Annotated in this window: 21 protein-coding genes; 11 read left to right on the top strand and 10 right to left on the bottom strand. The window is 72.6% G+C overall.

What is annotated here, in order from left to right; genetic code table 11:
- Positions 1-34 precede the first annotated feature (34 nt).
- Entirely contained in the window at positions 35-430 is a 396-nt protein-coding gene (locus tag ABZS51_RS20640) for a YccF domain-containing protein (protein WP_355443235.1), read from the bottom strand.
- A gap of 12 nt (positions 431-442) precedes the next feature.
- Positions 443-1,312 carry a TIGR03084 family metal-binding protein gene (locus ABZS51_RS20635; RefSeq protein WP_355443232.1) on the bottom strand — a complete coding sequence of 290 codons (870 nt, stop codon included), beginning with the start codon at positions 1,310-1,312 and terminating at the stop codon, positions 443-445.
- A gap of 47 nt (positions 1,313-1,359) precedes the next feature.
- Here ABZS51_RS20635 and ABZS51_RS20630 point away from each other — a divergent pair, with 47 nt between their 5' ends.
- From ABZS51_RS20630 to ABZS51_RS20605, 6 genes are all read left to right on the top strand, one after another.
- Complete coding sequence (locus tag ABZS51_RS20630) at positions 1,360-1,485, top strand: hypothetical protein (protein WP_310716859.1); 126 nt, start codon at positions 1,360-1,362, stop codon at positions 1,483-1,485.
- Between the two features lie 54 nt (positions 1,486-1,539).
- The gene (locus ABZS51_RS20625; RefSeq protein ID WP_355443229.1) at positions 1,540-1,629 is read left to right on the top strand and encodes a putative leader peptide; all 90 of its coding nucleotides are present in this window, start codon (positions 1,540-1,542) and stop codon (positions 1,627-1,629) included.
- Positions 1,630-1,737: 108 nt separating this feature from the next.
- Positions 1,738-3,411: a nitrite/sulfite reductase gene (locus tag ABZS51_RS20620; protein ID WP_355443226.1), complete on the top strand. Its 1,674-nt coding sequence runs from the start codon at positions 1,738-1,740 to the stop codon at positions 3,409-3,411.
- Complete coding sequence (locus ABZS51_RS20615) at positions 3,408-3,578, top strand: Insertion element protein (protein ID WP_355443223.1); 171 nt, start codon at positions 3,408-3,410, stop codon at positions 3,576-3,578. The genes ABZS51_RS20620 and ABZS51_RS20615 overlap by 4 nt, the downstream gene beginning before the upstream one ends.
- Entirely contained in the window at positions 3,575-4,303 is a 729-nt protein-coding gene (locus tag ABZS51_RS20610; protein ID WP_310716853.1) for a phosphoadenylyl-sulfate reductase, read from the top strand. The genes ABZS51_RS20615 and ABZS51_RS20610 overlap by 4 nt, the downstream gene beginning before the upstream one ends.
- A gap of 8 nt (positions 4,304-4,311) precedes the next feature.
- Positions 4,312-5,079, top strand: coding sequence for a sirohydrochlorin chelatase (locus ABZS51_RS20605; protein ID WP_355443219.1), 768 nt, complete (start codon positions 4,312-4,314; stop codon positions 5,077-5,079).
- Positions 5,080-5,096: 17 nt separating this feature from the next.
- Here the strand turns inward: ABZS51_RS20605 and ABZS51_RS20600 are convergent, their stop codons facing one another.
- Positions 5,097-5,801 (bottom strand): DUF1707 domain-containing protein, encoded by a 705-nt coding sequence (locus ABZS51_RS20600; RefSeq protein WP_355443216.1) that lies wholly within the window; start codon positions 5,799-5,801, stop codon positions 5,097-5,099.
- An 86-nt stretch (positions 5,802-5,887) separates the two neighbouring features.
- Positions 5,888-7,108, bottom strand: a complete 1,221-nt coding sequence (locus ABZS51_RS20595; protein WP_355443213.1) for a cytochrome P450 — start codon at positions 7,106-7,108, stop codon at positions 5,888-5,890.
- A gap of 78 nt (positions 7,109-7,186) precedes the next feature.
- On the opposite strand from ABZS51_RS20595, the gene ABZS51_RS20590 reads away from it, so the two are divergent.
- Both ABZS51_RS20590 and ABZS51_RS20585 read left to right on the top strand, forming a co-directional pair.
- Positions 7,187-7,765, top strand: a complete 579-nt coding sequence (locus ABZS51_RS20590) for a TetR family transcriptional regulator (RefSeq protein ID WP_355443209.1) — start codon at positions 7,187-7,189, stop codon at positions 7,763-7,765.
- Between the two features lie 83 nt (positions 7,766-7,848).
- Positions 7,849-9,210 (top strand): ankyrin repeat domain-containing protein, encoded by a 1,362-nt coding sequence (locus tag ABZS51_RS20585; protein WP_355443206.1) that lies wholly within the window; start codon positions 7,849-7,851, stop codon positions 9,208-9,210.
- 128 nt (positions 9,211-9,338) lie between these two features.
- On the opposite strand, the gene ABZS51_RS20580 is transcribed toward ABZS51_RS20585, so the two are convergent.
- The 3 genes from ABZS51_RS20580 to ABZS51_RS20570 all read right to left on the bottom strand — a co-directional run bounded on the left by ABZS51_RS20580 (position 9,339) and on the right by ABZS51_RS20570 (position 11,643).
- Positions 9,339-9,680 carry a hypothetical protein gene (locus tag ABZS51_RS20580; RefSeq protein ID WP_355443203.1) on the bottom strand — a complete coding sequence of 114 codons (342 nt, stop codon included), beginning with the start codon at positions 9,678-9,680 and terminating at the stop codon, positions 9,339-9,341.
- Between the two features lie 63 nt (positions 9,681-9,743).
- Positions 9,744-10,925, bottom strand: a complete 1,182-nt coding sequence (locus ABZS51_RS20575) for an ATP-dependent DNA ligase (protein ID WP_355443200.1) — start codon at positions 10,923-10,925, stop codon at positions 9,744-9,746.
- Entirely contained in the window at positions 10,918-11,643 is a 726-nt protein-coding gene (locus ABZS51_RS20570; protein ID WP_355443197.1) for a pyrimidine reductase family protein, read from the bottom strand. The genes ABZS51_RS20575 and ABZS51_RS20570 overlap by 8 nt, the downstream gene beginning before the upstream one ends.
- 143 nt (positions 11,644-11,786) lie before the next feature.
- On the opposite strand from ABZS51_RS20570, the gene ABZS51_RS20565 reads away from it, so the two are divergent.
- Complete coding sequence (locus ABZS51_RS20565; RefSeq protein WP_310717173.1) at positions 11,787-12,188, top strand: hypothetical protein; 402 nt, start codon at positions 11,787-11,789, stop codon at positions 12,186-12,188.
- Between the two features lie 10 nt (positions 12,189-12,198).
- Here ABZS51_RS20565 and glgX read toward each other — a convergent pair whose 3' ends face one another.
- The 3 genes from glgX to pgeF form a co-directional block, all read right to left on the bottom strand.
- Entirely contained in the window at positions 12,199-14,322 is a 2,124-nt protein-coding gene (gene glgX, locus ABZS51_RS20560) for a glycogen debranching protein GlgX (RefSeq protein WP_355443194.1), read from the bottom strand.
- A gap of 60 nt (positions 14,323-14,382) precedes the next feature.
- Complete coding sequence (locus ABZS51_RS20555; RefSeq protein ID WP_310717168.1) at positions 14,383-14,808, bottom strand: OsmC family protein; 426 nt, start codon at positions 14,806-14,808, stop codon at positions 14,383-14,385.
- Positions 14,809-14,999: 191 nt separating this feature from the next.
- Positions 15,000-15,707: a peptidoglycan editing factor PgeF gene (gene pgeF, locus ABZS51_RS20550; protein ID WP_355443191.1), complete on the bottom strand. Its 708-nt coding sequence runs from the start codon at positions 15,705-15,707 to the stop codon at positions 15,000-15,002.
- Positions 15,708-15,844: 137 nt separating this feature from the next.
- Here pgeF and ABZS51_RS20545 point away from each other — a divergent pair, with 137 nt between their 5' ends.
- Together ABZS51_RS20545 and ABZS51_RS20540 are read left to right on the top strand one after the other, a co-directional pair.
- Positions 15,845-17,284 carry an aldehyde dehydrogenase family protein gene (locus ABZS51_RS20545; RefSeq protein WP_355443188.1) on the top strand — a complete coding sequence of 480 codons (1,440 nt, stop codon included), beginning with the start codon at positions 15,845-15,847 and terminating at the stop codon, positions 17,282-17,284.
- Between the two features lie 18 nt (positions 17,285-17,302).
- Complete coding sequence (locus tag ABZS51_RS20540; protein WP_310717160.1) at positions 17,303-18,217, top strand: tetratricopeptide repeat protein; 915 nt, start codon at positions 17,303-17,305, stop codon at positions 18,215-18,217.
- Positions 18,218-18,331: the final 114 nt, after the last annotated feature.

The raw sequence follows: 18,331 nt of genomic DNA, 5'->3' as shown, positions 1-18,331 counted from the left end.
CACCAACGTATTCGCAGCGGCTCTTCCCGACAGCTTATGTCCCTGTGCCCCTGCCCTGGTCGTTGTCGACGATGCGCGCTCCGAGCGGCAGGAGGGAGACGGGCACCAGCTTGAGGTTCGCGATGGCCAGCGGGATGCCGATGACGGACAAAAACAGCGGGATGGAGGTCAGGACGTGCCCGATCGCGAGCCAGACGCCGGCGACCACGCACCAGATGATGTTGCCGATCAGGGAGAACACCCCGGCCTGGGGGTCGCGCACCACCGTCCGGCCGAACGGCCACAGGGCGTACGCGGCGATCCTGAAGGCGGCGATGCCGAACGGGATCGTGATGATGAGGACGCAGCAGACGATCCCCGCCACGGCGTACCCGAGGGCCAGCCAGATGCCGGCGAAGACCAGCCAGACGACGTTCAGAATCGTGCGCATGCCTTCAGCTTGTCACCGCGCGTGCGTCGCGCGACATCCGGCATCCCCCTGAGCCTGACCCTGAGCGCCGGGTCCTGACCTGGGGGGACGCCCCTTGCCGGGCGGCCCGGCGAACGCCTGCGCGATCTCCGCCCAGGCGCGGGCGGCGGGGCCGGTGACGACGAGGGCGGTGTCGGCCAGGTGGACGCGCTGGGTGACGAGCAGGCAGAAGTCCAGCATGGGGCCGCGCACCGTGTCGGCCGCGTCCTCCGGCCCGGCCGTCCACGGCTCGCCACCGCCGGGCGGCGCCAGCTCCACCCGTACGGGCTCGGCCGGGAGGGGCAGCCCGCGCACGGCGAACCCGTAGGGGCGCGCCCGGACGCCGAGCGTCGCCACGTGCCGCAGCCGGAGCGTGGGCTCGCGGGTGGCGCCGAGCGCGGCGGCGACGTCCTCGCCGTGCGCCCAGGTCTCCATGAGCCGGGCCGTGACGAAGGAGGCGGCCGACATGTCGGGCCCGTACCAGGGGATCCGGTCGCGCGCGCCGAGCCCGGCGAACGCGTCCAGGCTGCGGGCGCGGGCCGCGCGGAACCAGGCGTGCAGCTCGCCGGCCGGCATGCCGCGCGACCGGAACGCCAGCTCGTCCACCGAGCCCGGCCCCAGACCGGTGACCTCCGGCGAGGCGCGGAACGCGGCCGGATCGGTCACCGCCGTGCGGGCCGCGTCGTCGAACCACGCCAGGTGGGCGACCTGGTCCCGCACCGTCCAGCCCTCGGCGGGGGTCGCCAGCTCCCACTGCCCGGGCCTCAGCGGCGCCAGCAGGGCCTCCAGGGAGGCCGTCTCCGCGCGCAGGTCGGCGAGCAGCTCCCCCATCAGGTCCGGCGCCGGCTGTCCCGTGTCGCTCATGCCCGCCACCCTAACCGAACAAGGTTCTACGAGGAATAATGCGAAGGGTGATCTGCGAGAGCTGCAAGGAGCGGCGGCACGAGGAGTGCCGGGGAGGCTCGTGGTGCGACTGCCAGCACCAGGGCTCGGAGCACGAGAAGGAGTCGCCGCTGGACTGGCCGCGCCAGGGATGATCACGTCCAGACTCTGGACCGTTGTTGGACATCTCGGGCAGCCCGAGTATCTTCATGTACATGCCAGCGGACCCCATGCTCGTCGGCCGACGCCACGTCGACCTTCAGCGTGTCCGCAGCGCCATCTGTCGTGACGCCCGCTGATCATCACCTGATTTCTGACTGAGGGCGTCGCACTCCTCTTCGCAACCCCCGCACTCGACGACGAGGCGGGAGGAAGCACGAGCGCGCCCATGACGCGAAGGACGCGCAATGAGCACTCCTGCCAGCCGGCACCACAAGCGCCCGCGCGGCGAGGGTCAGTGGGCTCTCGGTTACCGCGAGCCGCTCAACAAGAACGAGGAGAACAAGAGGAACGACGACGGGCTCAACGTCCGCCAGCGGATCATCGACATCTACTCCAAGGGCGGCTTCGACTCGATCGACCCCGCCGACCTGCGCGGCCGCATGCGGTGGTACGGCCTCTACACCCAGCGCAAGCCCGGCATCGACGGCGGCAAGACCGCGATCCTGGAGCCCGAGGAGCTGGACGACCGCTACTTCATGCTGCGCGTCCGCATCGACGGCGGCCAGCTCGACCTGCGCCAGCTCCGCGCGATCGCCGACATCTCCAACCTGTACGGCCGGGGCACCGCGGACCTGACCGACCGGCAGAACGTCCAGCTCCACTGGATCGACATCGAGTCGGTGCCCGACATCTGGGAGCGCCTGGAGGCCGTCGGCCTGTCCACCACCGAGGCGTGCGGCGACACCCCGCGCGTCATCCTCGGCTGCCCGCTGGCCGGCATCGACACCGAGGAGGTGCTCGACGCCACCGAGCAGATCAGCGAGGTGTACGACCGCTTCATCGGCGACCCGGCGTTCTCCAACCTGCCGCGCAAGTTCAAGACCGCGATCAGCGGCTGCCCCGCCCACTGCACCGTCCACGAGATCAACGACGTGGCGTTCGTCGGCGTCGAGCTGCCCGGCGGCGAGAAGGGCTACGACCTGTGGGTGGGCGGCGGGCTGTCCACCAACCCGATGTTCGGCAAGCGGCTCGGCGTGTTCGTCCGGCCCGACCAGGTCGGCGACGTCTGGGCCGGCGTGATCGGCATCTTCCGCGACTACGGCTACCGGCGGCTGCGCCATCGCGCGCGGATCAAGTTCCTCGTCAACGACTGGGGCACGGAGAAGTTCCGCGAGGTGCTGGAGAAGGAGTACCTCGGCGCGCCCCTGCCCGACGGACCGGCACCCGCCCAGCCGCGCGGGTCGCGCCGCGACCACGTGGGCGTCTTCCCGCAGCAGGACGGCGGCTTCTACGTCGGGTTCGCCCCCAAGGTCGGCCGCCTCGACGGCGACAAGCTGCACGTCATCGCCGACATCGCCGAGCGGCACGGCTCCGGCCGGGTCCGCACCACGGTCGAGCAGAAGATGGTCATCCTCGACGTCGCGCCCGATCAGGTCGACTCGCTGGTGGCCGAGCTGGAGGCCAACGACCTCCAGGTCAACCCGTCCACGTTCCGGCGGCAGACGATGGCCTGCACCGGCATCGAGTACTGCAAGCTCGCCATCGTCGAGACCAAGGCCACCGCGTCCGACCTCATCGACGAGCTGGAGCGGCGGCTGCCGAACTTCGAGGAGCCGCTGACGATCAACGTCAACGGCTGCCCCAACTCCTGCGCCCGCATCCAGGTCGCCGACATCGGGCTCAAGGGCCAGCTCGTCGTCGACGAGAACGGCGACCAGGTCGAGGGCTTCCAGATCCACCTCGGCGGCTCGCTCGGCGTCAACGCCGGCTTCGGCCGGAAGGTGCGCGGCCTGAAGACCACGGCGGCCGGCCTGGCCGACTACGTGGAGCGGGTCGTCACCCACTACGACGCCCAGAAGAAGGAGGGCGAGTCCTTCGCCGACTGGGTGCAGCGCGCGGACGAGGCGGACCTGCGATGAGCGAGCGCGCCGTCCCGTTCCACTGCCCTTACTGCGGCGACGAGGACCTCGAACCGTACGAGGGCGAACTCAACGTCGGCGGGTCCGCGGCCGGTGGGGGCTGGTACTGCCGCTCGTGCGCCCGCGCTTTCAAGCTGAAGTTCCTGGGGATCGGAGTGACGATATGACGCTGGTGGACATCGAGGTCGGACTCCGGAGACAACGCGGCACCCTCGACCTGCAGGACATCGTGGAGTCGGCCGCCGTCTTCCTGGAGGAGGCGTCCGCCCGCGAGATCATCCGCTGGGCGGCGGCGACGTTCGGCGACCGGCTGTGCCTGACCTCCTCGATGAGCGACGCGCTCGTCATCGACCTGGTGAGCCGGGTCAAGCCGGGCGTGGACGTGCTGTTCATCGACACCGGTTACCACTTCGCCGAGACCGTCGGCACGCGGGACGCGGTGCGGCAGGTCTACGACGTCAACGTGATCGACGTCAAGCCGTCGCGGACCGTCGAGGAGCAGGACCGCGACCTCGGCCCGCGCCTGTTCGGCCGCAACCCCGACCTGTGCTGCTACCTGCGCAAGGTCGAGCCGCTCAACCGCGCGCTGGAGCCCTACCTCGCCTGGATCTCCGGCATCCGCCGCGACGAGTCGCCCAGCCGGGCCGGCACCAAGGTCGTCGAGTGGGACGCCAAGCGGCAGATGGTCAAGGTCAACCCGATCGCGCGGTGGACCCAGGAGGAGGTCGACAACTACATCGCCGACAACGGGGTGCTGATCAACCCGTTGCACTACGACAACTACCCCTCGATCGGCTGCGCCCCCTGCACCAGGCAGGTCGCGGACGGCGAGGACCCGCGCAGCGGCCGCTGGGCGGGGCTGGGGAAGGTCGAATGCGGCATTCACCTGTAGTCCCCGGCGTGTGGTCCGCCCCGCTGGCAGGCGGGGCGGACCAGGACCCGCCTCTGGTGGCGGTCGCGCACGGCTCCCGCGACCCGCGGGCCGCGGCCGTCGTGGAGGCGCTCCTGGACGAGGTCCGGCGGGCCCGCCCGGGTCTGCCGGTCCGCACGGCCTACCTGGACCACGCCGCACCGAGCCTCGGTCAGGCGCTGGCCGGGCTGGGCGAGGCCGTGGTGCTGCCGCTGCTGCTGACGGAGGCGTACCACTCGCGGGTGGACCTGCCGGCGGCGCTGAGCGAGGCGCGGGCGCGCGACGCGCGGCTGCGCGTCCGCTACGGCGCCACGCTGGGGCCGCACCCGCTGCTGACGGCGGCACTGGAGCGGCGGCTGGCCGAGGCGGGAGTGGCGCCGCGCGACCCCGGCACGGCCGTGGTGCTCGTGTCGGCCGGCTCCAGCGACGCGCGGGCCAACGCCGTGGTCGCCCGCATGGCCGGGACCTGGGCGCGAGACGGCGGCTGGTGGGCCGCCGTGCCGGCGTACGCGTCGGCCGCGTCCCCGACGCCGGAGCAGGCGGTCGCGCTGCTGCGCGAGGCGGGCGCGCCCCGGGTGGCCGTCGCGCCGTACCTGCTGGCTCCGGGCCTGTTCGCCGACAAGGTACGGCGGGCGACGCTCGCCGCGGGCGCCGACGTCGTGGCGGACGTGCTGGGCCCCGCGCCCGAGGTGGCGCGGGTGCTGCTGAAGCGCTACGACGCCGCCCTGCGCGTCCCCGTGGGAGCGGCGGCCTCCTAGCCCCGGTTGTCCGGTCGTCAGTGACCGGGGAGGCGCCGGCGGTCCTCGTCGCCGTGGAGGCGGCGGTGGCCGTCGCGCCAGTCGTCGCCGTGCAGCCGCCGCCACTGCTCGCGCCAGGCCGCCAGGCCGCGCTTCAGCGGCTGCGCCCGGGAGTCGCCGACCACCTTCACGTCGCCCATGACCGCGTACGCGCGGACCCGCACCACCGGCACGTTCATGCCCGGGGCGGCCTCCAGCACGTCCACGCGCTTGTCGCCCATGACCGCCATCCCGTCGAGGTCCACGTGGACCCCGTCCGGGACGATGATCTTCACGTCGCCCATCACCGAGACGGCCGTGATGTCCACCGCGTCGGTGCGCACCTCGGCCTCGCGCAGGTCCAGCAGCACGTCGCCCATCACGGCCACCGCGCCCAGCTCCTGGTCGATCCGCCAGGCGCCGCGCCGCTTGGTGTCGCCCATCACGCCCACGAACCAGCGCCGTTTGCGCTCGGGCCCCGATCCGGGCCCGTGCTGGGCGGCCGGGAACGCCCCGGGCCCGGCGGCCGGCAGGTCCTGGGTGAGCAGGGCCAGCTCGGCGTGCGTGGAGGCGGTGTAGGCGGCCTCGGTGCGGTCGGTCAGCTCGGCCAGCGAGAGCCGGCCTTCCACGGAGGCCACGCGCAGTTGCTCCACGACGGCCTCGCGCTCCGCGTCGGACGCGCGGACCTCGCCAGGGTCAGTCATATGACGCAACATATCGCGTTTCCGCATCCGGTTCCTCCTCCCGCGGGAGGAAGCACAGCCCTCGCCCTGCTCATTTCGGAGCACTCTCACCAGGCGACCGGAAGCCGCCACACCCCGTAGACCATCGCGCTCTCGCGCAGCGGGACCTCCTCCTCCGCGACCGCCAGGCGCAGCGTGGGAAAGCGCTCGAGCAGCGCGCGGTAGCCGATGCGCATCTCGATGCGGGCGAGCTGCTGCCCCAGGCACTGGTGGACGCCGTGCCCGAAGGCCAGGTGATGCCTCGCCTCGGGCCGGTCGAGCCGAAGGACGCCCGGGTCGGCGAAGCGCCCCGGGTCGCGGTTGACCGCGGGCAGCCCGATGACCACGGTCTCGCCCGCGCGGACGAGCGTGCCGCCCAGCTCGACGTCCTCCAGGGCGGCGCGGTTGGGCGCGCCCAGATGGACGACGCTGAGGTAGCGCAGCAGCTCCTCGACCGCGCCGTCGGTGAGCGTGGGGTCGCCGCGGAAGGCGTCGAGCTGCCCGGGGTGCCGCAGGAGGGCGTAGACGCCCAGGGCGAGCATGTTGGCGGTGGTCTCGTGTCCGGCGACCAGGAGCAGCAGGGCGATGTTGGTCAGCTCCTCGTCGCTCAGGTCACTCCCGGCGATCAGCCCGCCGAGCAGGTCGTCGGCCGGGTGGGCGCGCTTGTGCCGCACCAGCTCGCCCAGGTAGCCGGCCAGGTCGCCCATCGCGGTCAGGGCCCGCGCCGCGCTGTTGTCCATGTCCACGATCACGGTGGTCAGGTCCTCGAAGAAGGCGTGGTCGCGGTAGGGGACGCCGAGCAGTTCGCAGATCACCAGGGAGGGGACGGGGAGCGCGAACGCCCGTACGAGGTCGGCGGGCGGCCCGGCCGCGGCCATGGCCTCCAGCCGGTCGGCGACGATCTGGGCGATGCGCGGTTCGAGGTCCCTCATCCGGCGGACGGTGAACTGGCCGACGAGCAGGCGCCGGTACCGGGTGTGCTCGGGCGCGTCCATGGCGGGGAACCAGCCGGGCGCGGCAGGCGCGTCGTGGCCGCCGGGGCGGACGTTCGGGCGGGGCAGCGGCGAGTGCCGGAGCTCCGGCCGGGCGGTGAAGCGCGGGTCCGACAGGACCGCCCTGGCGAGGTCGTAGCCGGTGACCAGCCATCCGACGTGCCCGTCGGGGAAGGCCAGGCGGGCCGGCGCACGGCGGTCGCGGTACCGCTCCAGCTCGGGGGGCGGCGCGAACGGGCATCCGGGGTCACGCCGGGTGGGCAGGGTCACCGGCGTCTCGGCGTTCTGGTCGCTCATCGGATCGGCTCCTGCAATGTGAAGGTTTACTGTCTTTTGAGAGTACACCATCAGTTTTCGGTACGGCAGAATGAGCGCATGGGGAACGGCGGGCTACGCGAGCGCAAGAAGGCCAGGACCAGGGAGACGATCCTGCGCGAGGCGTTCAGGCTCTTCCGGGAGCGCGGCTACCACGCCACCACCACCGAGCAGATCGCCGAGGCCGCCGAGGTCTCCCCCGCCACCTTCTTCCGCTATTTCCCGGCAAAGGAGGACCTGGTCACACTCGACCGGTTTCCTCCGCTCGTCGAGGCGCTGGCCGCGCAGCCGCCGGGCGCGCCGGTCACCGTGCTGCGTGGCGCGTTCCGCACGGCGTTCGCCTCCCTGACCGCCGAGGAAATCGCGGCGGGGCACGCACGGGAGGTGTTCGCGGCGACCGTCCCGGAGCTGGTGGCGGCCAACCTGCGCAAGGCGTCCGGCTTCCTGCGGGAGGTCGGGGAGCTGCTGGCCGGCAGGACGGGCCACGACGCTGACGATCCGCGCCTGCGCAACGCCATGGGGGCGGTCTTCGGCGTCGTGACCCTGGTCTGGCTGCAGTGGGCGCGCGACCCGTCCATGGACGGGCCCGCCGAGCTCGACGAGGCGCTGGCGCATCTGGAGTCGGGCCTGCGCATGTGATGGCATCGGCCGGGGGCGCGCGTCCCGGCCGGTGGCGGCAGGGATGGCCGGGGTGGGGGCTGAGCTGGGCTAGTGTCCCTTGCATGCATGAGGAGAAGCTCTACCGGGCCGCGTTGAACGGCGAGTCGGAGACCGTGAGCGAGCTGCTCGCCGGGGGCGCCGACCCCAACCGGCCGAGCGAGGGAGAGGACGAGGGCCTGCCGCTGTGCGCGGCCGCCGCCTGGGACCGGGTCGAGGCCGCCCAGACGCTGCTGGCCGCCGGAGCCGACGTCAACGGGCGGGAGGGCGGCGGCTGGACGGCGCTGCTGTGGGCGGCGGCCAACGGCCACGCCGACACGGCTGGGCTGCTGCTGGAGGCCGGGGCCGAGGTCGATGCCGCCAACGACGACGGTGACACGCCCCTCACGCTGGCCGCCCGGCGAGGCGCGCTCGGCGTGGTGCAGGTGCTGCTGAGCGGCGGGGCCGACCCGCAGAAGTTCGACGGCGACGGCGACACCCCGCTCGACGTGGCGGCCGACTGGGTGGGCGTGCACCTGGAGAGCGCGCTGCTCGACCAGATCGGGCAGGACGACTGGGAGTACGTGGTGGCCCGGCAGTTCGCCAAGGACGGCACCGAGCTGGTGACCGTGGCGGGCCGCTCCGCCGACGGCTCGGAGACCGAGCAGGTCCAGGCGCAGCGGGGGCACGCGGCCATCGTCACGCTGCTGGAGGACGCCACCGGGGCGCACACCCCGGTCGACCGGCTGGTGGCGCGGGCGCTGGCGCACCGCGACACGGACGAGGACGCCGAGACCTGGTGGATCGTGGCCGACTCGCTGGCGCGGCGGGGCGACGACGAGACGTACGAGGCGCTGGCCAGGCTGTGCGCCAGTGAGGACGCCCGCGAGCGGGAGTTCGGCGTGGACGCCATCGCCCAGTTCGGCGTGACCGAGGACGGCAAGCCGTACCTGGAGCGAACGCTGCCGCTGCTCCAGCGGATGGCCACCACCGAGAGCAACCCGCAGGTGCTGCGGTCGGTGCTGTCGGCGCTCGGCCACCAGGGTGACCCGCGCGCGCTGCCGCAGGTGCTCGGCATCATCGGCAGGGAGGGACACCAGCGGACGATGACGGACGCGATCGCGCTGGCCGACGTGCTGCCGCCCGACCACGCCGAGGGGCTGGCCGTGCTGATCTCGATGACCGGCGACGCCGACGACGAGGTGCGCGACTGGGCCACCTCGGGGCTGGCCGGGCTGGCCGCCGACACGCCGGAGATCCGCGAGGCGCTGGCCGCCCGCCTGGACGACACGGACCTGCGCACGGTCGCCGAGGCCACGCGCGGCCTGGCGGAGCGCGGGGACGCCCGAGGGGCACGGGGCGTCGAGCGGGTGCTGGCCGAGAGCGACGACGACTACGCCCGCGACCTCGTCACGGAGGCCCGCGCCAAGCTGACCCCCGACTCCTGACACCCGGCTCCTGACACCGGGCAACCGTCCTTCAGGGCCGGGGCGTCAGGGGCATCCCGCCCCGAAGCCCGCCCCTGAAGACCGCCCTTGAAGCCCGGCCCTGAAGATCGGCCCTGGGGTCCGGCGCGTCAGGGGCGGCGTTCGGTGGCGAAGATGCCGTTGACCGCGACGATGGCGAACCAGATCACCGGGATGACCCACCCGGAGACGTTCCCGACGCTCAGCGCGATCGTCGCCACCGTGCCCAGGGCCAGCGAGACGATCGCCAGCGCGAGCCGCTGCCCGTCGGCCGCCCTGGACCGCTTGGCCAGGTCCTTGGCCTTCGGGACGGCGGCGAGGCGCTCGTCCACCCGCCGGTCGACCTCCTGGCCCATCTTGTCGAGGAACGACTCGACGAGCGCGTCCTCGTAGTCGGGGCCGAGGTCGCGGCGGGCGGACACGGCGGCTCGCAGCTCATCACCGGTGCTCATGTGTCGAGATATAGCGTGTCCGGACCGCCGCGGCAAGGCACAGCACGAGCACGGATGGGTTGCTCAGCGGGCCAGGATGTCGTCCAGGTTGTACGAGACCGGCCGCTCCAGCTGCTCGTACGTGCAGGACTCCGGGGTGCGGTCGGGCCGCAGGCGGCGCCAGTGGGCGGTGTGCCGGAACCGGTCGCCCTCCATCTGGTCGTAGGCCACCTCGATGACCAGCTCCGGCCGGAGCGGGATGAACGACAGGTCCTTCTTCGCGCTCCACCGTGAGATCGCGCCGGGCACCCGCTGGCCGCCCGTCGCCGGTCCGGCGGCCGGCCGGCCGGCACCGGCCACCGCCTGCTCGGCCCAGTGGCCCCAGGGGTGCTCGCCGAGGTCGGCGACGTACGGCTTGAGCTCCTCCACCAGCTCGGCCCGGCGCGCCATCGGGAACGAGGCCGCCACGCCCACGTGGTGCAGCCGCCCGTCGGGCCCGTAGAGGCCGAGCAGCAGCGAGCCGACGATCGGGCCGGTCTTGTGCTCGCGGTAGCCGGCCACCACCACGTCGGCGGTGCGCTCGTGCTTGACCTTGAACATGGTGCGCTTGTCCGGGACGTAAGGCTGGTCGCCGGGCTTGACGATGATGCCGTCGAGCCCCGCGCCCTCGAACATCTCGAACCACTCCCCCGCCTGCCCGTCGTCGCGCGTGACGGGCGTGAGCCGCACCGAGTGGCCGGCCTTGCCGAAGATGCCCTCCAGGCGGGCGCGGCGCTCGGAGAAGGGCAGGTCCAGGTACGACTCGTCGCCGAGCGCCAGCAGGTCGAAGGCGACGAACGCGGCCGGCGTCTCCTCCGACAGCATCTTGACCCGCGAGGCGGCCGGGTGGATGCGCTGCTGGAGGGCGTCGAAGTCGAGCTGGGAGCCGCGCGGCAGCACGATCTCCCCGTCGACCACGACCCGCTCGGGCAACTCGGCCTTGACGGCCTCGACCAGCTCGGGGAAGTAGCGGGTGAACGGCCGCTCGTTGCGGCTGCCGAGGTAGACCTCGTCGCCGTCGCGGAAGACGATGCAGCGGAAGCCGTCCCACTTGGGCTCGTAGAGCAGGGTGCCGTCCTGCTTGGGCATGGCCTTGACGGGCTTGGCCAGCATGGGCGCCACGGGCGGGCGGACCGGCAGGTTGGGCACCGGCTCCGGCTCGGCCTCGACCTCGGGCCCCGGAGCCCGTACAGGCTCGGCGGATGTCGGGTCGATGGGGTCAGACATGGTTCGGCTCCCTCGTGTACCGGCAGAAGAGGACGCCGTCCTCCTCCAGCACCTGGCTGAGGCCGAGGCCGACGAGCGCCGCCTCGCCGTTCAGGATGCGCGCCGCGCCCCCGCCGAGCAGTAGCGGGCTGATCGTCAGGCACAGCTCGTCGAGCAGCCCGGCCGCGGCGAGCTGGGCGTTGAGCCGCGGCCCGCCCTCGCACAGCACCCGGGTCAGCCCCCGCTCGTGCAGCCCCCGCACCGCCGCCGCCAGGTCGACCACCTCGTCCCCGGCGACCACCACGTCGGCGACGGCCTTGGCGGCGGCCAGGCGGTCGGCCGGCGCGGAGGCGCAGGTGACGACGATCGTGGGGACGATCGCCTCGGCGAACAGCGGGCCGTCGAAGTCGAGGTCGAGGCTGCGGCTGACCACCGCGACGGGCGGCGTCTCGGGCCGCCCCTCGCGCAGCGCCCGCCACGACTCGCGCGGCCGGGCGGGGCCGTAGCCCTCGGCGCGCACGGTGGCGGCGCCGGCGACGACCACATCGGCGAGCCCCCGCAGCACGCCGAAGATCCGCCGGTCGGCCTTGCTCGACAGCCCGCCCGACAGGCCGTTCACCCAGGCGGCGCCGTCCGCGCTGGCGACCATGTTGACGCGCAGCCACGGCTGGCCGGCCGGATAGGCGTACGCCTGCTCGATGGGTGGTTCGTCCTGTATATCCGGGTAGATGCGACGCACTCCTCTACCTTGGCACACGCCTCCGACAACCCGTCGTGACGGCGGCCTTTGCCCGGAGACACAGCACTTTGCGGTAACCAATGGCATACATGGAGTGATGCGCTTAACGTGTCGTCAGGGATCGGTGACCGAAGGAGGCCCGGGTGGGGCTGGCCACAGCCGTGACGTGGACGTGCACCGCGATCGTGGGCATCTATCTGCTCTACCTGTGGCTCTCGGGCGGCGGCCTCAGGCAGCAGGCCACCAAGGTGACCCGCTTCCCGGTGACGTTGATCTTCTCCCATCCCGTGCTCGCCACGGCGGCGCTGGCCTGCTGGGTGGCCCACCTGGTGACGGGCGTCAGGGCGCTGGCGTGGACGGCGTTCGGGGTGCTGGCGGTGGCGGCGCTGCTGGGCTTCACCATGTTCACCCGCTGGCTCGGCGGGGGGCGGCACGCCCGGGGCGCCGAGCGCCGCTTCCCCGTGCTGGCCGTGGCGCTGCACGGCCTCGGCGGCGTGGTCACGTTCGCGCTCGCGCTCGCCGCCGCGGCTCTCACCGGCCGATGACCCGCGGGCGTCAGGACGCGCGCGGCTGGCGCAGCACCTGGATGGAGCGGGAGGTGACGGCCACCAGCGCGCCCGGCTGCCACCGCTCGTCCGGGAACGGCTCGTCCTGGCGGGTGTCGTGGCTGGTGTCGAGCACCGGCAGCCAGACCGGGCCGAACTCCTCGCCCGGCAGCGTGAACGTCATGTCCTCGTGGTGGGCGTTGATGAGCAGCAGGAACGAGTCGTCCACGATGCGCTCGCCGCGCGTCCCCGGCTCGGTGATGGCCTCGCCGTTGAGGTAGACCCCCAGCGACTTGGCGTAGCCGGTGTGCCAGTCGCCGGCGGTCATCTCCGCTCCGCCAGGGGTGAGCCACACCAGGTCGCGCCGGCCGTTCTCGGGGTTGCGGCCGTGGAAGAAACGGCGCCGCTGGAAGACCGGGTGCTCACGCCGCAGCCGCGACAGCGTCCGGACGAACTCCAGCAGGTCGTCCTCGGTGTGCAGGAGCGACCAGTCGATCCAGGCGATCTCGTTGTCCTGGCAGTAGGCGTTGTTGTTGCCGCGCTGGGTGCGGCCCAGCTCGTCGCCGTGGGACAGCATCGGCACGCCCTGCGACAGGAACAGCGTGGTCAGGAAGTTGCGCCGCTGGCGGTGGCGGAGCCGGACGATCTCCGGGTCCTCGACCGGGCCCTCGGCGCCGCAGTTCCAGGAGCGGTTGTCGTCGGTGCCGTCCCGGTTGTCCTCGCCGTTGGCGAGGTTGTGCTTGCGGTCGTACGAGACGAGGTCGGCGAGCGTGAACCCGTCGTGGCAGGTGACGAAGTTGATGGAGGCCACGGGCCGGCGCCCGGAGGTGGCGTACAGGTCGGCCGAGCCGGTCAGCCGCGAGGCGAACTCGGGCAGCGCCGAGTGCGTTCCCCGCCAGAAGTCGCGCACGATGTCGCGGTACTTGCCGTTCCACTCGGTCCACAGGGGCGGGAAGTTGCCGACCTGGTAGCCGCCGGGCCCGACGTCCCACGGCTCGGCGATGAGCTTGACCTGCGAGATCACCGGGTCCTGCTGGATGAGGTCGAAGAAGGCGCTCAGCCGGTCGACGTCGTGCAGCTCCCGGGCCAGCGCCGAGGCCAGGTCGAACCGGAAGCCGTCGACGTGCATCTCCAGCACCCAGTAGCGCAGGGAGTCCATGATCAGCTGGAGCGCGTGCGGCGAGCGGACGTTGAGGGAGTTGCCGCAGCCGGTGTAGTCGAGGTAGTAGCGGCGGTCGCCGTCGTGCAGCCGGTAGTAGGCGGAGTTGTCGATGCCGCGGAAGCCGAGCGTCGGCCCCATGTGGTCGCCCTCGGCGGTGTGGTTGTAGACCACGTCGAGGATCACCTCGATGCCCGCCTCGTGCAGCGCCCGCACCATGGCCTTGAACTCCAGCACCTGCTCGCCGCGCGTGCCGGCGCTGGAGTAGCCGCCGTGGGGGGCGAGATAGGCCATCGTGTTGTAGCCCCAGTAGTTGGTCAGCCCCCGGGCCACGAGGAAGTGCTCGGGCATGAAGTGGTGGACCGGCATCAGCTCGACCGCCGTCACCCCGAGCGACAGCAGGTGGTCGATGATCGCGGGGTGTCCCACGCCCGCGTAGGTGCCGCGCAGCGCCTCGGGAACCGCCGGGTGCCGCATGGTCAGGCCGCGCACGTGCGCCTCGTAGATCACCGTCTGGTGGTACGGGGTGTGCGGCGACCGGTCGTTGCCCCAGTCGAAGAACGGGTTGACCACCACGTTCTTCGGCATGTACGGCGCGCTGTCGGCCAGGTTGAGCCGTGCCGGGTCGGTGAACTCGTACGAGAACAACGACTCGTTCCACGTCAGGTCGCCGTCGATGGCCTTGGCGTAGGGGTCGAGCAGCAGCTTGGCGGGGTTGCACCGGTGGCCGCGGGAGGGCTCGTAGGGCCCGTGGACGCGGTAGCCGTAGCGCTGTCCCGGCACGATGCCGGGAAAGTAGGCATGCCAGACGAACCCGTCGACCTCCGGCAGGTCGACGCGTTCCTCGGAACCGTCATCGTGGAAGAGGCTGAGCTCGACCCGCTCGGCCACCTCGGAGAACACCGAGAATCCGGTGCCCACGCCATCCCAGGTGGCGCCGAGTGGATACGGCTCGCCCGGCCAGACATCTCGCATGTGACTCAAAGTGTCCCACGCGATCGCGATCACACCAGAGCGATCGCGATCACGATCTCGCTAGAGGAGCTGAGCGTTCAGCGTGATCGTCGTGCCGGCCAGCGCCTTGCTCACCGGGCAGTTGGCCTTGGCGGTCTCGGCCGCCTCCTGGAACTGCTCGGCCGTGATGCCCGGCACCTGGCCCTGCACGGTGAGGACGATGCCGGTGATGCCCTCGCCCGGCTGGAAGGTCACGTCGGCGCTGGTGCGCAGCGACTCGGGCGGCGTGCCGGCGCCGGCCAGGCCGTGGGAGAGCGCCATCGAGAAGCACGAGGAGTGGGCCGCGGCGATGAGCTCCTCGGGCGAGGTCTTGCCGTTGGCCGCCTCGGCGCGTGACGCCCAGGAGACCTCGAACGTGCCGACGCCGGACGTGTCGAGCGACACGGTGCCCGAGCCGTCGAGCAGGGCGCCCTTCCACTGCGTGGTGGCGGTGCGGGTGGTGGCCATGACGGTTCCTCCCTCTGGTCGGTTGGACTTCCGACCCTACCGTGAGCCCGGACACCCTCGTCCGGCCGCTGCCCGGACCGGCCTGGGCCTGCGCGCGCGAAGCCCGGGCGGGCCGGGGCCGGCCTGCGCGCGCGAAGCCCGGACGGGCCGGGGGCCGGTTTGCGCGCGCGACCGCTGCCGGACGATGACGGCTAGGCCAGCCAGACGAGGCCGGCGAAGCGCCCGCCGGGCTGCTCCCTGCGGTGCGAGTAGAGCTCCTCGGACTCGATCGTGCAGCGCGCGTCGTGGCGCACGTCCGCTACGCCCGCCGCGCGGAGCTGGGCCTCGATGCCGGCGCGCAGGTCGAGGGCGGGAGTGTCCCAGGAGGTCGTGGACCAGGTCTCCGGCACCCGGGCGGCGACGCGCTCGCGCAGCTCGGCGGGCACCTCGTAGCACCGGCCGCACGCGCCCGGCCCGACGAGCGCCGCCATCCGCTCCGGCGACGCGCCCTTGGCGGCCATGGCCTCGACCAGCGCCGCGGCCACGCCCAGCTCGGTGCCGGGACGGCCGGAGTGGGCGGCGCCCACCATCCGCGCCACGGGGTCGCCCACGAGCACCGCCGGGCAGTCGGCGCCGAGTGCGGCCAGGGCGAGGCGCGGCTCGGTGGTGAAGACGCCGTCCAGCGGGGGCGGGTCGTCGCCGAACGGCTCGCTCACGTACGCGACGTCGGCGCCGTGAACCTGGCGCATGAACACCACGGCCCGCACGCCCAGCTCGGCGGCGACCCCGTCGCGGTTGGCGCGGACGGCCGCGGGGTCGTCGCCCACCAGTCCGCCGAGGTTGCGGGACCCGTACGGCGGCGCGCTGACACCCCCGTGACGGTCGGTGACGGCGATGTGGACACCCGGGGCCAGCTCCATGCGCTTGATCCTAGGGGGAGCCGGGCCCGCTCCCGGGACGCCGGGCACCCACCGGCGCCCGGCCGGCTCTCGCTGGACTCGCTGGACTCGCTGGACTCGCTGGATCTCGCTTGTCAAGCAAGCATATGCTTGGTGGCGTGACCGACTATCGCAACCTGATCGGCGGCCGGCTGGTCCCGGCGGCCGGCGGCCGGACCATGGACTCCGTCAACCCCGCCACCGGGGAGGTGTGGGCCCGCGTCCCCGCGAGTGGCCCGCAGGACGCCGAGGCGGCGGTCGAGGCGGCGGGGAAGGCGTTCCCCCGCTGGTCGGCCCTGCCCGCCCTGGCCCGCGCGCACGTCCTGCGCCAGGTAGGCGCCGTCTTCACCGAGCACGCCGACGAGCTGGCCCGGCTGGAGACCCGCGACAACGGCCGGATCCTGCGCGACACCCTCACCAAGGACCTGCCCGGCATGGCGCACCTGTGGCAGCTCGCCGCCGGCCAGTGCCTGGACGCCGTCAGGGGCGACACCGTCATCCTGGGCCCCGACGCGCTCGGGATGACCCGGCGGGAGCCGTACGGCGTGGCCCTGTGCGTCATCCCGTGGAACTCCCCCATCTCGACCTTCTCCGCCAAGGCCGCCTACGCCCTGGCGGCGGGCAACACGGTGATCGTCAAGCCCGCCGAGCAGGCGAGCGTGTCGGTGCTGCGGCTGGGCGAGCTGCTGGCCGAGGTGCTCCCGCCCGGCGTTCTCAACATCGTCAGCGGCGTGGGCGAGGAGGCCGGCGACGCCCTTGTACGGCACCGCGGCGTGCACAAGATCAGCCTGACCGGCTCGACGGAGACGGCCCGCGTCATCACCAGGGCCTCGGCGGACACGCTCAAGCCGATGACGTTCGAGCTGGGCGGCAAGTCGCCGAACATCGTCTTCCCCGACGCCGACCTCGACGCCGCCGCCCTGGGCCTCACGGTGAACTCCGTCTACACGGGCAACGCGGGACAGGTCTGCGTGGCCGGCTCCCGGATGCTGATCCACCGGTCGGTCTGGGACGAGATGCTGGAGCGGATGGAGCGCATCGCCGCCGGGCTGGTGCTCGACGACCCGCTCGACCTGGACACCACGATGGGGCCGATCGTGTCGCGCGGGCAGTACGAGCGGGTCACGTCGTACCTGGACCTGGCCGAGAAGGAGGGCGCCGAGCTGGTCTTCGGCGGCCGGCGGGGCGCCGAGGTGGTGCCGCGCCTGCCCGGCGGCTACTGGGTGTCGCCCACGCTGTACACGACGAGCGACAACGGGCTGCGCGTCTGCCAGGAGGAGATCTTCGGGCCGGTCGCGGTGGCGATCCCGTTCGAGACGGACGAGGAGGCGCTGCGGATCGCCAACGACTCCCCGTACGGGCTGGCGGCCGGCGTCTGGACGCGTGACCTGGGACGGGCGCACCGGTTCGTGCGGGACCTGCGGACCGGGACCGTATGGGTGAACACCTTCCGGCAGATGCCGCCGGGGCTCCCGTTCGGCGGCGTGAAGGACAGCGGCTACGGGCACGACGGCGTCCTGGAGTACACCCGGGAAAAGGCTGCCGTCATTCAGATCTAGTCGGATAGATTCCCGGCCATGAGCGAGGGGATCATCAGCGAGGAGATCGGCGACGAACCCGCCGGCGCGTCCGCCCTGCCGGCGCTGTCCGAGGAGGCCGCGCAGTCGCGGGCGTCCGTGCTCCGCAGCCGGGCCGAGTCGTACGTGGCGCTGTCACGCTACGACGCGGCCATCGCGGACCTGACCGAGGCGATCGCCCTGGCGCCGGACAGCGCCCGCGCGTGGCGGCTGCGGGGTGAGAGCCACCGGCTGATCGAGCGGTACGACGCGGCGCTGTCGGACTTCGACCAGTCGCTGCGCCTGGAGCCCGACAGCGCGTACGCCCTGGGCTCGCGCGGCCAGGTGTACGCGGCGCTGGGCCGGCTGGAGGAGGCGCTGACCGACTTCGACCACGCGCTCACGCTGACGCCCGAGTCGTTCTGGGTCCTGGAGGGCAAGGCGGACGCCCTGGCCGACCTGGGCCGGCTGGACGAGGCGCTGGACGTGCACGCCGGCATCATCGCGCTCAACGAGGGCCAGGCGTACCCGTGGCTGGCGAGGGCGGAGCTGTACCAGCGGGTCAACCTGTACGCCGAGGCCATCGACGACTACACCCGGGCCCTCGGGGTGGACCCCGGCTACGTGCGGGCGCTCAGCAGGCGCGGCGAGGCGTACCGCATGATCGACCGCTACGACGAGGCCCTGGCCGACCTGAACCGCGCGATCGAGCTGGACCCGGACAACGACCGGGCGCTGGGCAGCCGGGGCGCGGTGCTGAGCGAGCTGGGCGACGACGAGGCGGCCGTGCGCGACCTCGACCGGGCCATCGAGCTGGACCCGGAGTACGTCTGGGCGTACCGGGTGCGCGGCGAGGTCCTCCAGGACCTGGACCGCCACGAGGAGGCGGTCGCGGACTTCACCCGGGCGCTGCGGCTGGAGTTCGGGGACTCCTGAACCACCGGGTGGAAGAATCCTCCCCCAAGCGGACAAGGATTACCCTCCTCGGTAAAAGTTCTTTCAACCCAGGCGAACCTCCGTAACCTCGGACTCCGGGTTACGTTCCAGGCA

The organism is Nonomuraea sp. NPDC005501 (genome assembly GCF_040605905.1).
Taxonomy (GTDB): Bacteria; Actinomycetota; Actinomycetes; order Streptosporangiales; family Streptosporangiaceae; genus Nonomuraea.
Note: the sequence above shows the minus strand (reverse complement) of the source record. Positions and strands in the feature narration are given on the sequence as shown.